Below are 16047 nucleotides of genomic sequence, written 5' to 3'. Positions count from 1 at the left end.
AATTATGACCTGGATCAGTTTTTTGAAATTTATTAGAATAAAATATAAGCACTTTGAATTTCTTCAATAGTATTCTTATATTTTTCATTAAAATACTTATCATTTCACTGCATTAAATATATAGCCATATACATCTGATCATTTCTTTCTAAAATATAACATGTGTTCAGATTCATTCAATATGACCAGCGACTGTGAATCGTAATGTACCCAACCATTGTTTTCCATATAGTTAAGGACATGGCCTAATGAGTTAAATTTCACTTTTTCAGTGTTGGTTTTATTGGTAATCCTGTTCAAAGCCTTTTTGTCGGGTTGGCCATAATCAATAGATATTTTATCCATGGCAGCCAGACTTCGGTATGTAGAATAGGTCAGCTGGCAAACTTTGACAGAATCGATTTCATTGATATTCACACCAGCTACATAAACCTGGGAAAAGGAAATTGTAGCACAAAACATAAAAAATGCAGTCGCAATCAAGGTTTTCATAAGTAAGTATTAATTTGTAAATTGATGGATACAATGATTTTATTTATCACAATCAAACTTTGGATAACCCCTATGACAGGTGTGATTTTATTTTCAGATTTTTCATGGTAAGTTAGTTATGAAAGGTTACAAAATTATATTTCATAAGCAATCAGATTTCCCGGCAGAACCAGAAGGGACATCACTTTTATTGTAATATCAAAATGCGTAATGACGCTTTTTGATATTACAGTTTTGTTTTCACAGGCGAATAAGGCTATTTAAGAAGAAAATCCATACATTGGTCAGTGATTCGAGAAACGTCCAGGCGTATAACGCTAAGTGTTTATTCGCCAGCCGTAATCTATTATTTTTTTAAAACATCGCATTTTAAAATCTGCTTTTCCGCATATGGAATTTTTTTTACTTACCTTCTTTCTGATTCAGTTTATTCGTAAAAGGCTGGAAACGGCCACAAAGCTTCCGGAGTGGGAAAAATTACTGATTGGAGCACGGTACGTTTCCATAGGGCTGGTTGCTGCTTTTTACATTTTCGATGAATCAAAATTGGTTACCTGGCTATGGTATCCTTTTGTTGGATACATCATGTGGATCATTTTCACGAAGGATGTATTTAAACCTGTCAGGTCACTCGCGCAGGGAGCGTTTCCATTTATAGCCATTGCCTTATTTACAGATTTTGCCGAGCTCATTGTACCGCATAAATTATATAGCCAATACAGCGATTATCTTGTTACAGCCAAGGTTTTTGCTTTTATCTGGTTGTTTGCGGTTTGGTATAATTCACAAAAGCAGCAGCGCATTCTGGATAAGGAGCGGGAAGAGCAGCGTATCAAAGACGAAGTAAATCAGGCTAAAAAAGAAGCTCTTGAATATTTGGTTACAGAGCGTACCATTGAATTGACAAGGCAAAAAGAAGAATTGCAGAAAACGCTGGATGAATTAAAATCGACACAGGTGCAGCTCATCCAGAGTGAGAAAATGGCATCACTCGGTGAACTTACAGCGGGTATTGCGCATGAAATCCAAAATCCTTTGAACTTCGTGAACAACTTTTCGGAAGTCTCGGTAGAACTTTGTCAGGAGCTGGAAGAGGAAATTCAGAAGACGTCCCTTCCGGAAGCTGATAAAGAATATATCGCCGGAATTATCAGCGATTTAAGTCAAAATCAGCAAAAAATAACGCACCACGGCAAACGCGCAGATTCGATTGTAAAAGGTATGCTGCAACATTCCCGTACTTCATCCGGCCATAAGGAACCAACAGATATTAATGCGCTGGCTGATGAATACATGCGTTTAGCGTACCACGGTCTGCGTGCAAAAGATAAAGAATTTAACGCTGCACTGGTAACAGATTTTGACCCGACAATCGGAAAGGTAGATGTGTTGCCTCAGGACCTTGGCCGCGTTTTCCTGAATTTATTTACCAATGCTTTTTATGCCGTTGCAGAAAAGAAAAGGCTGAACAGGGACAATCCTGTGATTACAGATTATAAACCGGAAGTAAAGGTAATTACGAAAATGTTTGCCAATAAGTTATATATCAGGGTGATAGATAATGGTACTGGTATGCCGGAAAGTGTTAAAGCCAAGATATTTCAGCCGTTTTTTACTACCAAACCAACAGGGCAGGGTACAGGCCTTGGTCTTTCAATGAGTTACGATATTATTACAAAATCTCATGATGGATTATTGGACGTAACCTCCATACCTGGTGAAAGCACTGAATTTAAAATTACGATTCCAATTAGTACCAAAGAAATTTAATTGATTAATAGTTAAGCTCCCATATGAAAATACTTGTCGTAGATGACGAAATGGATGTTCAGGCACTTTTTGAACAAAAGTTTCGTAGGGAAATACGGAATGGAGAATTCCAGTTTTCGTTCGCTTTTTCGGGTGAAGAGGCGATAAACTATCTGGAAGGACATGCCTCTGAAATTGTAATGATACTTTCCGACATCAATATGCCGGGAATGAGCGGTATTGAATTGCTAAAAAAGATCCGGAAAGATAATCCACTGGCACCGCCGGTCGTGATGATGATAACCGCTTATGGCGATACTGATAATTATAGCCAGGCTATGGAATTTGGTGCAGATGATTTTTTGACGAAACCGGTGAATTTCACAGAACTGAAACAAAAATTACAAGAACGTTATGAAGGCTAAGATCCTTGTGGTTGATGACGAACCGGATTTGCAATTACTGATTAAACAAAAATTTCGCAGACAGATCCGTGAACAGCAATATGACTTTATTTTTGCAGAAAACGGCGAAGTTGCGCTCCGGATGATTGCTGAAAATCCGGATGTTGATATGGTTTTGAGCGATATCAATATGCCGGAAATGGATGGTTTGACATTGCTTATCAAAATCGGCGAAATTAGTCCGCTTCTGAAATCCGTCATCGTTTCTGCTTACGGCGATATGGAAAATATCCGTACAGCCATGAACAGAGGTGCTTTTGACTTTGTCTGCAAACCGATCAATTTTCAGGATCTCGAACTGACAATGGAAAAAACGCTTAAATACGTTGAGCAGTTGAAACAAACATTGAAAGCGGTAAGGGAAAATGATATCCTCAGAATGTATGTGGATTCTTCGGTGCTTCAATTTATGACAAAGGAGGCGTTTGAAACGTCACTGACTTCCAGTGAAAATATCGAAGCCTCAGTCGTTTTTATGGATATGTGCGGTTTTACGTCTATTTCAGAACGTGAGCCGGCAGACCAGGTTGTTAAGCTGATTAATAAGTATTTTGATATCATGGTGAAGGAGATTCTTGCCCATGGCGGATTAGTTGACAAGTTTATGGGCGATGCGATTATGGCTGTTTTCAAAGGTGAATACCATCTGGATCGGGCAATAGAAGCTTCACTGGCAGTAAGAAATCAGATCAATGGATTTAAGGAAGAATTGAATAGTCAGACCGAGTATTTTCCAAATGTATCCATCGGTATCAATTCCGGAGAAATGGTAAGCGGGAATATTGGATCCGCTACCTTGCGTAGGTTGGATTATACCGTAATCGGTGATGCCGTTAACGTTGCGCAGCGTTTGCAAAATGCTGCCGGTCCAGGTCAAATTGTAGTTCCTGAGTCGGCGTATCAAAAGATTAAAGAAGCGTTTCAATGTAAATTAATAGGCGAAGTACACTTGAAAAATAAACGTGATGCGATGCAGGTTTATGAAGTTATTGAATAGAGATAAATGATAATATATTGGTAATAAGTCATTTATATAAATATGGATATTGCCGGATCAGAAAAATATATTTTAGATTTGCTGGGTAGGGAGTTATCTGATACCCTTTATTACCATGGTCTTCACCATACCCTGGATGTTGAAAATGCAGCCTTAATTTTGGCAAAAGAAGAAGCAGTTGATGATGCAGAATCCCTGGCACTGCTCAAAACCGCTGCATTATTTCATGACAGCGGTTTCATTAATACTTACAAAGATCATGAAGAAGAAGGTTGCACGATTGTGCGGTCTTCTCTGCCTTTGTTTCAATATACAAATGAGCAGATTGAAATAATTTGCGGTATGATCATGGCCACCAAAATCCCGCAAAGTCCGAAAACGCATCTTGAAAAAATAATTTGTGACGCAGATCTGGATTATCTTGGACGTGATGATTTTGAGCTTATTGCAGCAACGTTGTTTAAAGAATTATTTCTAAGAAATCTCGTTGCAGATGAAAATACATGGAATAATATTCAGGTAAAATTTATTGGAATGCATCGGTATCATACCGAATCCGCAGTAAAAAAGAGAGAGTGCAAAAAGCAAAAACATCTGCATAATTTACAACTTCTTATCAAGCCATAAATTAAAATGCCATCGGCATGACCGATAACGGTAACCCCGGGTTTCAACCCGGGGAATTAAAAGTCCGATATTAATTCATTTTCTAAACCGTAGCCCTCATTTTCTCATTCTGCACCCGTATCCGCTGGCAAAGAATTCGTAAAACATTTCTTAAAATTTCATCTCGTTCCTCCATCAGTTCAAAGAAATCTTCCTGATCGACCCTGAACAGCAAAACATCAGATTCTGCAACCGTTGAGGCAGAACGAGGTTCGGTATCCAATAATGCCAGCTCACCAAAAATTTCACCTTTATCAAAAAGCGCTAATTGTTTTGGCCCGTCATAAATCCCGATTTCACCAGAATAAATGATGAACATGCTATCGCCAGGATCACCCTTTGCAAAAATTTCCTGACCTTCCTGATATATTACTTCCTTCATAATCGGTGCGATTGAACTAAGCACATTTTCAGGTGTTTGTGAGAAAAGTTTTGTATTTTTCAATACAATCACTCTTTCCATTTCAGAAATTTGCTGGGCATTTTCGGCTTGTTTCATTGTATTTAATGCTGTGGTATTGAATGAATAATTCGGGTATTTCTGATATGCACTTTGAATTGCCTCCCGGAGCAAACGCACAGGATGATCTGCAAAAACGTCCAGTGTTGTAATATCATCATTTTGCGGCGTCCATTTTTCAATGGCAAGTCCGATAGTCCAGGAGGTAAAATAGTTTTCTTTTTGTTTCAAAACGTAAGAAACAAAAGATGGATAATTATCCTGAATATTCAAATATTGCCTTAATGCTTCCAGTTTTTTTGTCAACGGAATCTCCTCAAAAAGAGCTCTTAATGAAGGGTATAAATCCCTGGGTAGGAGGTTTTCGATCATTTCCAGGGAATTTGCGCGTTTTTCCTGAGACGCATGTTTTATACCTTTCCAGGCATTTTGAACGGTATCTTTATCATACAAAAGCATGAAAAGATGGAACAAACGATGATTAGTCTGTTGTAATTCATAATTAAGTGAAGATTGCCATACCAGATTTTCTGTCTCGTTTTCTGTCGCACTAAGAATCCGGTAGGCATGACTCAACTCCACATCCATAAACTCCTGAAGAGGAAGTTTGTATTCGTCATTCAAATTGTAATGCGTCAATGTGCGTAGCGCAGCCGTATGAACCCGAAGAGTCAAAGGGGAATTAGACACGGGATTTTCTTTATTTTGATAAATACGGGTCAGTAAATTAAATAAAACCGGAAGAATCGCAGGATTAGGCTGTTTTTCAGCGGCTTTCAAAAAGGCAAGGAGATCTTTCTGCGAACTTGTGCGGTTCAGCCATTCCAGCAAAATCATAATACCTGTTTCTCCCGATCTTACCAAAGCCAGACTTGTTGTTTTGGATAAAGCTCCGGTAAGAAACCTTTGAAGATCATGCACCATCGCTTTGTCGCCACTGGTTCCAATAACTTCAATTGCCCTTTTTTGAATGCGTAAATTATCCTGTTTTAAAGAAGTTTTGATTTGATTTCGATAGGGTTCAATATCAATATTTTCTACACAATCCAGAGCTGTCAGACGCGCGTCCACATCCTCCGAAAGAAATAGCTGATTGATTGTTTGACTCAAAAGTGTTGCTGATTTGCCCGAGTGCCGGGCACCCATGACGGCTCCTCTCACAATATCCAGATCGCTGTGGGAGAGGTAATGTGCCAGTTTTTCATTTGATAAAGAGTCCGAAGCTGAGGCAATTTGAACCGCAAGTGTTTGCGACGGCGTATCCGTTTCATTTTCAATATAATTAAAGAATGACTCAGTGGGCTGATATCTTCCAATTTGTCCCAGTGCTTCCAAAGTTTTAAGCCTCACAAGTTCGGACGGATTTTTTAATAAAAAATCTGCGTTTTTAGAGAATGTGGCGGGTTTGTTTTTAACCAGCCAGGCGATAGCGTTAATAACTTCTTCCTTCTTTTCACTTTTAAGATTTTCCCTGATTATAGGTAAAGCTTCACCCGGAGAGGCCATTTCACCACTTTTTAGAAACCGTTTGCTGATTGCACTTTTTAATTCAAGGACATATTCTCCATAAGCTTTTCTAAAAATCAGCAAGGCCACCAAAGAAAATAATAACGATAAATCAAAAGTCAAACCAATATTGGACCACTTCATTGAGTATATAACCCAAAGTAAAATACCGGCGATGAGCATACCAAGTGGCTCATAAAATCCCTTGGCAAGGGTGTGACCCTTCAAACGGTTTTTTGTGGATAATGGCTGAAAAAATACAAGGAAAACCGGGTCAAAAAGCGTTCGCCGGACGAGCTCAAATAATAAATAGGCAATACAGTAATAGACAAGTAGCGAAGGTTCGTCCGTACGGAAGTAAGATGAAACGATCAACCCAAGCGATGTAAAAACCGTTGTCAGGGGTAAAAGGTATAAGGTCAGTTTTACTCCGAAATGCTCAACAATTTTCCCGGAAAACAATAATTTTACGAAGGTTGATATCACATAGGTAGCCGTCAGGAGCGATCCAATGAAAATGATGGTATCATGCTGGCTGTGAAATTTATATTTTACATTGACAAAAAAGTGATATTCTATCCAGGTGGCTGCAGCGGCAATGGCAATTGTTCCAAGACATAATGCGGTTAGAAGTCTGTTACCACTAAAATATTTCTGTACAAATTTAGAGTTTGACAAACCGGATTGTCGGGGTCTGGCATGATGCGGATTGGGGATAACTGTGTGTTTGAAAGTAAGTTTTTGCGTGTAAAAGGCGATTGCAAAACATACCAGTGATACGCCCAGCAAGATCATCAGAACGGACGGAGAGTGGATGATAACAGCTAAAACTGCACCCAATGCTTTCGCCGGCATATCTCCGGAACCGATCACACTAAATAATCTTTTGCTTTGCCTGACATCAAAAACGATTGCGGATAAGCCCCAGAATTCCAGATTGATAAGCAGATAAATAATACGGTAACCGACCATAATCGCCACGGCCGTGGCCATTCCATGTCCGGCCCAAAGTAAAATCATCACCACCAAAACCATGAAAAGAGAAGAGAGCATGGTACCTAGACTCAGTTTTTCAAGAACCAGATGGTGTTCGTAATGCTCATAAATTTGTCCGGCAACCATCACCGCCAGTGCGGCAGCTATATAGGCAATAGGTAAAGAAGATTCAGGATGATTTTCAAGCAATAATATATTCGACGAAACGTATACAAGCGTTGTTCCGACGTTGATAAAAAAGTTATGAAAAAAGAAGAGAAGCGTCTGTGGGTTAATTTTACTAAAAAATCTACTTTTTGTAATGGCTGATATCATATTGGTTGAAAAGCTAGTCACTCATGTAAAATAAGCACTTATTCTGCCTTTTAAAAACAGAAACTGTTCAGGAAGTCGTGATTTTTGCAGAAATTTGAAAATATGGAGGCTCGGATTTACAAAAATCACGATCTGTCTGAAAGAATTCCGGTGAAAAAATGAATTAAATTATACCCAATTATGAAGATTAGTTTTAAACGGATAGATCACGTTATGCTTTGTTTTCCGGAAGGTCAGGAGAAGGAAGCCAGAAGATTTTATGAAGAAGTTTTAGGGCTTGAAGAAATTATCGATCCTGCGCGGCCACACTTGCGCGGCGCGATCTGGTATCAAATGGGAAATATACAATTGCATCTAATGACCGATCATGGCAGCAATTCGTCCGAGCGGCATCCGGCTTTTGAGGTTGATAATCTTGAAGAATCCCGGAAATTATTAGTAAATTATGGAATCCCGGTCAAAAATTTAACACCAATTCCAGGCCGAAACAGATTTTCCTTCCGTGATCCTTTTGAAAACAGAATCGAATTCCTGCAATATGTTGATTAGCTGTTGGCATTTAGCTAATCACTCGAAGAAATCTGGTTTAATAAAATTTGTTCTTTTTGTTAACGAAAAATGCCGGAAGAGAGAAACTCATCCGGCGTTTTTCGATTCTGCTAAAAGCTAAATGTCTAGCTCCACAAGCGGTCATGCGAACGTTTGTCATTCCATTGGTCAGTAGGGGCAAAGTAAGATTTATCTTTTGGCGTAAGATGTTTTTTAACTTCTTCGTCTACCAATTCGATTCCTAATCCCGGTGCTTCCAGAGGCACATTTGCATAACCTTTTTCAATCAGTTTTCTACCGTCGGTTGTTTTGACAATACTTTCCCACCAAGGCACATCCACCGAATGATGTTCGAGAGCAAGGAAATTCTGTGTTGCGGCGGCGCAATGAACGTTAGCCATAAAACTCACCGGCGAACCAGCAAAGTGCATGGCCATTGCAATGCCATGATCCTCAGCATAATCTCCTATTCTTTTTGTTTCTAACAGTCCACCGGAAGAAGCGAGATCCGGGTGAATAATATCTACCGCCCGTGCTTCGATCAACGGCTGGAAACCCTCTTTCAGGAAGATATCCTCACCGGTAAGTGTTGGTGTTTCAAGTGCTTCCGAAATTTGTTTCCATTGATCAGTATATTGCCATGGCACCATATCTTCCAGCCAGGCCAGCCGGTATTTATCCATGGCTTTACCCAAACGGATTGCATTATTCAAGTCGAAGTGCCCGTAATGATCTGATGAAATCGGCATTTCATAACCAACGATACTGCGTACGTCATCAACAACTTTCGCCATTTCATCCAAGCCTTTTGGTGTGATTTGAATTGCGGTAAATGGGTGTTTTGTATTAGCGTAAGAATTGTAATCGCCGGACCACTGAGAAAATCCGCCACCCCAAACCTTATTATTCACAACAGAACCTTCTTTTCCTTTCAGCATACCGATCGAAATATCCATTTTCAACCAGGTATATCCCTGGGTTTCCGTGCGGAATTTTATTTTTTGTTTGAACTCATCCAGACTTTCAAACTCTGGCGTGTCGGCATATAATCTCACTTTGTCACGATAGCGACCGCCCAATAACTGCCAGCAAGGAACATTGTAGGCCTTTCCGCATAAATCCCAAAGCGCCATTTCGATGCCGCAAACACCACCAGCCTGGCGGCCGTGCATACCAAATTGTTTGATGGTTTTGAAAAGCATTTCAACATTACAAGGATTCTCTCCTAGCAGTCTGCTTTTCAACATCAGTGCATAACGTTCATCAGCGCCGTCACGCACTTCTCCCAGACCATATATTCCCTGATTTGTATCAATGCGGATGATCGGTGTACGTCCAACATTCTGGATGACGCAATAACGAATATCAGTGATTTTGAGCTCTGAAGGCTTGGATGCGCGATTCACTTTTGAAGTGGCCTGGGCAACAGTATCTTCAATGGACATAGACATAAAACTGCCCAGCGCAATACCACCCACAGCCGATTTTCTTAAAAAGTTACGGCGACTGTCCTTTGTTGCCGGATTGCGTATTTCAGTTTGAACTGCAAGCTTTTCTGCTTTTTCAACTTCTTTATTAGTTGCAATAATTTGTTTTAAGATACTTTTCATAATTTTAAGATATTTAGGAAATGATAGTGAAGCGGCTAAAAGGCCAATATCTAACTAGTAATTGCGCTCTTTCAAATAATCATCAAGTTCTTTTTTGCTCATTGGAAGCCGGCCCGGATAAGAATTAATCCATTTCAGGAAATCTTTTGAAATGGCGTCTGTCCATTTCGTATCGATTTCGCCAGGCGTATATTTTCCTTCTCTAAGTCTTTGATGGCCAAATTCATCACGAAGAGCCGTGACTTCGGAAGTAATGACAAGATCCTCCACCAAATGTGCCGGGATGAAGATGGTACCATATTTTTTTGCCAAAACAACATCACCCGGCAGAACAATCGCACGGCCAATTCTGATTGGAACATTAATACCCGAAAGCATCATTTGTTGTATATATGACGGATCTGATCCTTTTATCCAGGCATTGTAACCTTTGATTTCGCTAAGCCCTTCCACATCCCGGACCGAACCGTAAAATATGGTACCTCTTTTAGATTTGGCATAAATCGAGTTCCCAAGATTATCACCGATCAATGTCCCGTCAGCAATTTTTCCGTACCCGTCAGCCACGTACACATCTCCGTTGGTGAGCACATCAATGGGCCAGGAATTTGTTCCTCCGGCAGGATTTCGTCCTTCTTTTTTACCGGTTTCTTTTATATAATCCTGTAAATCAGGCCGTAGTGGAACGTATTGAGCAGTAACCACACGGCCCGTCATCGAACTATCCGGATGAATCAACTGCCAGTCGCCTTCGTATTGGTTTTGATAACCTTTATTTCTTAAAACACCCCAGGCTTCTTCAATGGAAATATTCTTCAAACGGGCCAGGATTGCATCAGAAACCTTTGGACGACCGTCTGCCGAACGTTCACCTTTCCAACTTGCAGTGAGTGCTTTGATCTGATCAGGTGTTGGTGAAATAGGCTGGGCATTACTTAAAAATGACGCAAGCAAAAATGCCGGCAACAGCATTGTTTTTTTTAACATAGGTAGGTAGGTTTAAGTAAAGATTAAATGACCTGGAACACAGGTGGTTTTTGGATACCACCTGTGCTAATTTTTGAAACTTTATTTATCCCAGAAAACATGAGTCCCCAATTCGTCAGGGCCCTGACGGGCAATTGCCTCGTTGTAGTTCACTGTATTCACAGATTTTTCACGGACCGGATAAACCAGTCTGCGGATAAAATCTTTTACTGAAGGATCAGCTCCCGGATATGGATTTTTAGTTAGCGCAGGGAAACCGCTGCGTCGGAAATTGGCCCAGGCTTCTGCGCCATTCAGGAATGAGGAAACCCAGTATTGTGTATTGATCTGATTTAATGCGTTCGCCGCATCAAAAGGATTGGCAACCAGATAAGCATCCTGACTCGCAGTCGGTATGGCGGCTGAAACATCAAACTGCGCCATCTGATTCATATGCGCTTTCACACCTGCCTCGTAATAAGTTTTCGCATCTCCTGAAATATATCCTCTGCTGGCCGCTTCTGCCAAAAGAAGCTGTGTCTGGGAATGTGTAATGAAAAATTCAGGTGCATCAATTTTACCTACTGTGCGACGGTTAATTTGAGAATAATTGAACGCTGAACCTGTTTTTCCGGGATATCCCGGTACCGTAGTAATTGTAGATTCGTTGTAACCATATGGCATTCCAATCTGATCCGCAGGTTCTGTATTTTCAGCACCGGCCGTCGCCAGCGGGTTTGCAGGAACCGCGTATTTTACGGAAATAACTCTGATACGCGGATCAGAAGTTGATTTCAGATAATCAATAAATGGTTTTCCTAAATAAACGTTAGCCCGCTCAGTACCCTGGAAAAAATTGGCATTCGGATTGTTAAAGGTGGTATTGAAAGCGATGTAAGCGTTATCAGAATTGGCAGTCATCACTCCTCCGTTGGCAGGATCAACCGCTTTGGCCACATAAGATTTTGCTTTGGCTTCATCCACTTTAATTAGTCGCATGGCAGCACGAAGTAAAAGTGAATTACCAAGTTTTTTCCACTGCACTATATTGCCTTTGTAAAACAAATCTCCTGTTTCAATACTTTTTGTGGCGTCCAGGGCTTTTGTAGCTTCGTCCAGTTCTTTCAAAATATCATCGTAGATCAATTTCTGATCGTCATATTTTGGAAGATTTATTCCATCAGAGTAACCTTTTGCAGAATCAAAATAGGGAACATCACCGTAAGTATCTACCAGTACCATAAAGGCATAGGCTTTCCAGATCCGGGCCATTTGATAGATATTAGCGCGTAAAGGATTATCTTTTGTAAGCGTCATTATCGTTTTTAGCAGGTTCACCGGACCGCTTCCTGTACCAGCACCGATGTACATAGAATTAAACATGACATTTGAACTCGGGTCATAAACAATGTTATGATTTCCCCCTTCCACTACGCCAGTGTAGGGTGTATTAATTTGCTGAACGATTTCACTTTGATAACTAAAAGTGGGAATAGCAGAGCTGAATTGTGCGTTGGAAAAAAGATAAGCCGGGTCGGTTGTCGTAGCCAGTACCGGGTTTTTATTTACATCTTCAAAGCCGCTGTCGCACGAACTTGCAGCTAATAACAAGCCTAGCACTGTAAGGTATATATGTATTTTTTTCATGTCGGTCTTTTATTAAAGTTATAGCTTGATATTCAGGTTTAGTCCGTAGCTTCTTGTTGTCGGAAGCGTGTGTGTTTCAATTCCCTGAAGATTATCCGATGAAGAAACCTGAGCCTCGGGATCAAGGTTATCAATATATTTCTTGATCAGCCAGATGTTGTTTGCCATTGCCGATATTGTCAACCCTTTGATAAAGGATTTCTTTACGTAACGGGAAAGATCATATCCTACAGAAAGCGTTCTCCATCGCACGAAACTTCCGTTATACATAAATGGCGTAGCAATGTTTGTACTGCGGTATGCGGTATAGAATTGCTCTGCTTCAACTTTCGTAGTGTTAGGTGAACCGTCAACATTGACACCATCAAACACAACTCCACCCTCACGACCAACCAATGATGGCTTTGACAAACCTTCACGTAAAAAGTTAAGATTGGAGTTGGACATGATCTTGTATCCCGCTTTGAAATCGACCTGCGTGGTGATGCGGAAACCTTTCACGTTGAATGTGTTAAGCCATGCACCAACCCATTTTGGAATAGCACTTCCAAAAGTGGTCAGGTTACCTTGCTGCGGCAAACCGCCAGCTGTAAGGACTCTTCCCTGTGCATCACGTTTATAATCAAACCCCCTTAGAGAGGCCAAAGGTTTTCCAACTTCGTGAGAAACAATTCCAAAAAATTCACCAGTTCCTACATCGAAACGTGGCTGGTCTTGTGCTAATTCGATTACTTTACTGATATTATAACTTGCGTTAAAACCAGTTTCCCAGATCAGGTTCTCTGTTTTAACAGGTACGATTGTAAGTAAAAATTCAATTCCTTTGTTTTGAAGTTTACCAATGTTCACTTTGGTACCAGAGAATCCGGATGCGTTTGAAACGTCAACATTCAGGATTTCATCAACCGTATTTTTTTTGTAAACCGACATATCAAGATTCAGTCTGCTGTCGAAAGTTTTGAATTCAAGTCCCATTTCGAATTCCTTAACTTTTAGCGGGCGAAGGTTGGCATTCGGACTGACGTTGCTGGAAATATTACCCAGGGCTACTCCGTTGAAAGGATTAGCGTTCAACGCATAATATAAATTGTTGGAATAGGGATCCGTATCGCCGCCAACTTCCGCATAAGCTGCCCGAAGTTTACCATAATTCAACCAGGATGGAAGCTGATTAAATGCCTGGCTAAATACAAAACTCGCGCTTACCGATGGATATAAATAGCTGTTTGATTCAGGATTTAATGTTGAAAACCAGTCATTTCTTCCAGTTACGTTTACATAAAGAAAGTTTTTAAAGGAGAATTCAGCAGCACCATAAATCGAGTTTACCTTCTTTTTGCTGTAACTATAATTGGGGCTTTTAATTTGCCCGTTTCCAATGGTGTACAGATCACGGATATAGAAATTCGTAACGGCAGTGGACATGTTGTCGCTTACCTGAAGAAGCTGATTTCCACCCAATGTTACATCAATACCAAAATCTCCAAAAGTGTGGTTTCCACCGATTAAGAAGTCCATGTTTCTTTCGCGGAACGTGGAGACATCCTGATAGTAATATCCGTTGAATCCGGTTGTTACCGCACCAATTGAACGTGTTCCTGTTGGCCGGTTATAATTATACGGCCTTGTGTAATAATCCTGACCAATACGGGCCTGGGCATATAACCATTTTGTAAATTCATAACGAACGGAAGTATTTCCAAAAATCCGGTCGCGTCTTACATTTTCAAAACGGTCGTAAGCCACCCAGTAAGGATTATTTCTGTTGGTGAAACGGGAAAGTGGTGCTTCGTTGCCATTCGCATCTTTACGTTGTTTAAGCCATGGAACAGCAATACTGTTTGCCAGGGTATAAATCGTAGTATTGGCGTTCATATCCTGAAGACCGATCTGCGGAGGATTGTGATTGAATTCGTTCGAATAGTTGGCGTTTAACTGAACAGAAAGTTTTTTGGTAAATTTATAATTCAGACCAAGATTGAATATCTTTTTGTGGTAGTCAGAATTTGGGACAATTGCGTTGGCATCCGTATTGGCGAATGACAAGCGAAAATTTCCTTTTTCATTTCCTCCGGAAAGTGCTACGGAATTCGTAAAACTTGTACCGGTCCGATAGAAATCTTTGATACGGTTTTTATTTGCAACATAAGGCTGCATCGAACCGTCAAACTGTGGAGTCAACTTACCGTCCATTTTTTCTCCAAAAGCAAACACACCTGAACTTTGAGCTTCGGCTGTGGTGGTTGGCCTTTTTCCAAATTCACCCTGCCCGTATTCATACTGGAAATTCGTGTAATCAAGAGCTTCCTGAGCCTGGAAATTAGAGTTGACCTCTACGCCTATACCGGTGCTTTTAGTACCTGTTTTTGTAGTTATGATAATTGCACCGTCTTTTGCACGAAATCCATAAAGCGCGGCCGCTGCTGCACCTTTCAGTACGGTCATCGATTCAATATCATCCTGATTTATACTTTGCAAACCATCACCAGCATCCGAAGATCCGCCTGTTGGGTTACCGGTTCCGTTTCCGGAAGATCCTCCGGCAGAAACACTCGTATTATTAATCGGAACACCGTTTACAATGATCAAAGGCGAGTTGTTACCACCAAATGAAGACTGACCGCGAATACGGATTTTGGTAGATCCTCCCGGACCACTTGCCGGTGGTGAAACGTTCAAACCTGCCACTTTTCCCTGTAAACTGTTTCCCAGGTTTGTCGTACGGTTTGTTTGTAATTCTTCTGTATTCACGGTTGCTGTGGAATATCCCAGTTTTTTTGCATCACGTTTGATACCCAGAGCTGTTACCACAACCATTTCCAGATTTCTCACATCGGGTGACATTACGATGTCTACATTTGAACGGTTCCCAACCATAACTTCCTGCGGTGTGTAGCCTACATAGGAAAAAATCAAAACCGCATTGTCATCGGGTATACTTAGCTGATACGTTCCTTCCGTATTTGTTGCAGTACCAACTTTCGATGATTTTACAACAATACTGACGCCGGGCAGGGGATCCCCTTTTTCGTCCGATACTTTCCCGGTAATAGTCCGGTCAATCGAGGAAGGAGTTGTTGATGCCTCATTGGTAAAACTGCTGGGCGGGTTTGCGGCTTTGACCAGAATTACTTGTTTGCCATCCAGTTTGTAACCCAGATTCATGGGTCGTAAAAGATCATCCAGAACATCGGATAAAGGTTTCTCAACCGCTTTCAGGGTCACTTTTCTTTGCGTATTGATTATTGCTGAACTGTAAGTAAAACGTATTTGCGTTAGTTTATTAAGTTTGGTCAGGACACTTTTCATATCCTGGTTGTTTACTTCAATGGTTACTTTCTGATTGAGTATTTCCTGAGCATCAACCACCGTCGCTGAGGCAATGGTTGAGAAGACATAGGCCAACATTAATTGGTAAAATGATATTTTCATAACACTACATATTAGCCGAATCGATTGTCGGTTTTTTTTCATAGTTTTGATTGTTTTGTTCTTGATTTGTGAAAAAATTTGGACAAAAAGTTTCCCTTACATCTTCATGAGATGATGCCTGCAAGCATTTGGGATGCACAGAGTCAGTGATGGAGCAAACATCGCTGGCTCTTTTAAATTTGGTGATTGATTTAATTC

At 40.6% G+C, this 16047-nt stretch carries 11 protein-coding genes; 5 read left to right on the top strand and 6 right to left on the bottom strand.

What is annotated here, in order from left to right:
• Nucleotides 1-138: 138 nt before the first annotated feature.
• Complete coding sequence (locus LXL81_RS07570) at nt 139-492, bottom strand: hypothetical protein (protein WP_234646121.1); 354 nt, start codon at nt 490-492, stop codon at nt 139-141.
• 390 nt (nt 493-882) lie between these two features.
• Between LXL81_RS07570 and LXL81_RS07565 the strand changes: the two genes are divergently transcribed.
• The 4 genes from LXL81_RS07565 to LXL81_RS07550 are packed head-to-tail and all read left to right on the top strand — an operon-like array spanning nt 883 to nt 4329.
• Nucleotides 883-2262: a sensor histidine kinase gene (locus LXL81_RS07565; protein WP_234646120.1), complete on the top strand. Its 1380-nt coding sequence runs from the start codon at nt 883-885 to the stop codon at nt 2260-2262.
• A gap of 23 nt (nt 2263-2285) precedes the next feature.
• Nucleotides 2286-2666, top strand: coding sequence for a response regulator (locus tag LXL81_RS07560; protein ID WP_234646119.1), 381 nt, complete (start codon nt 2286-2288; stop codon nt 2664-2666).
• Complete coding sequence (locus LXL81_RS07555; protein WP_234646118.1) at nt 2656-3702, top strand: adenylate/guanylate cyclase domain-containing protein; 1047 nt, start codon at nt 2656-2658, stop codon at nt 3700-3702. Before LXL81_RS07560 ends, LXL81_RS07555 begins: the two co-directional genes overlap by 11 nt.
• A 42-nt stretch (nt 3703-3744) precedes the next feature.
• Nucleotides 3745-4329 carry an HD domain-containing protein gene (locus LXL81_RS07550; protein WP_234646117.1) on the top strand — a complete coding sequence of 195 codons (585 nt, stop codon included), beginning with the start codon at nt 3745-3747 and terminating at the stop codon, nt 4327-4329.
• Between the two features lie 82 nt (nt 4330-4411).
• Here LXL81_RS07550 and LXL81_RS07545 read toward each other — a convergent pair whose 3' ends face one another.
• The gene (locus tag LXL81_RS07545) at nt 4412-7645 is read right to left on the bottom strand and encodes a cyclic nucleotide-binding domain-containing protein (protein ID WP_234646116.1); all 3234 of its coding nucleotides are present in this window, start codon (nt 7643-7645) and stop codon (nt 4412-4414) included.
• A gap of 180 nt (nt 7646-7825) precedes the next feature.
• Between LXL81_RS07545 and LXL81_RS07540 the strand changes: the two genes are divergently transcribed.
• On the top strand, nt 7826-8194 hold the full coding sequence (locus LXL81_RS07540; RefSeq protein ID WP_234646115.1) for a VOC family protein: 369 nt from the start codon (nt 7826-7828) through the stop codon (nt 8192-8194).
• Nucleotides 8195-8319: 125 nt separating this feature from the next.
• Here the strand turns inward: LXL81_RS07540 and LXL81_RS07535 are convergent, their stop codons facing one another.
• The 4 genes from LXL81_RS07535 to LXL81_RS07520 all read right to left on the bottom strand — a co-directional run bounded on the left by LXL81_RS07535 (nt 8320) and on the right by LXL81_RS07520 (nt 15849).
• Entirely contained in the window at nt 8320-9804 is a 1485-nt protein-coding gene (locus LXL81_RS07535) for a mandelate racemase/muconate lactonizing enzyme family protein (protein WP_234646114.1), read from the bottom strand.
• A 54-nt stretch (nt 9805-9858) separates the two neighbouring features.
• Nucleotides 9859-10791, bottom strand: coding sequence for an RraA family protein (locus LXL81_RS07530; RefSeq protein ID WP_234646113.1), 933 nt, complete (start codon nt 10789-10791; stop codon nt 9859-9861).
• 81 nt (nt 10792-10872) lie between these two features.
• Nucleotides 10873-12417 (bottom strand): SusD/RagB family nutrient-binding outer membrane lipoprotein, encoded by a 1545-nt coding sequence (locus tag LXL81_RS07525; protein ID WP_234646112.1) that lies wholly within the window; start codon nt 12415-12417, stop codon nt 10873-10875.
• Nucleotides 12418-12435: 18 nt separating this feature from the next.
• The gene (locus LXL81_RS07520) at nt 12436-15849 is read right to left on the bottom strand and encodes a SusC/RagA family TonB-linked outer membrane protein (protein WP_234646111.1); all 3414 of its coding nucleotides are present in this window, start codon (nt 15847-15849) and stop codon (nt 12436-12438) included.
• Between the last annotated feature and the right edge of the window lie 198 nt (nt 15850-16047).

The sequence above is a fragment of the Dyadobacter sp. CY356 genome, assembly GCF_021440195.1.
GTDB lineage: Bacteria > Bacteroidota > Bacteroidia > Cytophagales > Spirosomataceae > Dyadobacter.
This window is presented reverse-complemented; position numbering and strand designations above follow the sequence as displayed.

What these genes read in the sequence shown, in the direction of transcription:
- LXL81_RS07555 (WP_234646118.1), top strand. Translation starts at nt 2,656, where the DNA reads ATGAAGGCTAAGATCCTTGTGGTTGATGACGAACCGGATTTGCAATTA.
- LXL81_RS07550 (WP_234646117.1), top strand. Translation starts at nt 3,745, where the DNA reads ATGGATATTGCCGGATCAGAAAAATATATTTTAGATTTGCTGGGTAGG.
- LXL81_RS07560 (WP_234646119.1), top strand. Translation starts at nt 2,286, where the DNA reads ATGAAAATACTTGTCGTAGATGACGAAATGGATGTTCAGGCACTTTTT.
- LXL81_RS07565 (WP_234646120.1), top strand. Translation starts at nt 883, where the DNA reads ATGGAATTTTTTTTACTTACCTTCTTTCTGATTCAGTTTATTCGTAAA.
- LXL81_RS07535 (WP_234646114.1), bottom strand. Translation starts at nt 9,804, where the DNA reads ATGAAAAGTATCTTAAAACAAATTATTGCAACTAATAAAGAAGTTGAA.
- LXL81_RS07540 (WP_234646115.1), top strand. Translation starts at nt 7,826, where the DNA reads ATGAAGATTAGTTTTAAACGGATAGATCACGTTATGCTTTGTTTTCCG.
- LXL81_RS07530 (WP_234646113.1), bottom strand. Translation starts at nt 10,791, where the DNA reads ATGTTAAAAAAAACAATGCTGTTGCCGGCATTTTTGCTTGCGTCATTT.
- LXL81_RS07545 (WP_234646116.1), bottom strand. Translation starts at nt 7,645, where the DNA reads ATGATATCAGCCATTACAAAAAGTAGATTTTTTAGTAAAATTAACCCA.
- LXL81_RS07570 (WP_234646121.1), bottom strand. Translation starts at nt 492, where the DNA reads ATGAAAACCTTGATTGCGACTGCATTTTTTATGTTTTGTGCTACAATT.
- LXL81_RS07520 (WP_234646111.1), bottom strand. Translation starts at nt 15,849, where the DNA reads ATGAAAATATCATTTTACCAATTAATGTTGGCCTATGTCTTCTCAACC.
- LXL81_RS07525 (WP_234646112.1), bottom strand. Translation starts at nt 12,417, where the DNA reads ATGAAAAAAATACATATATACCTTACAGTGCTAGGCTTGTTATTAGCT.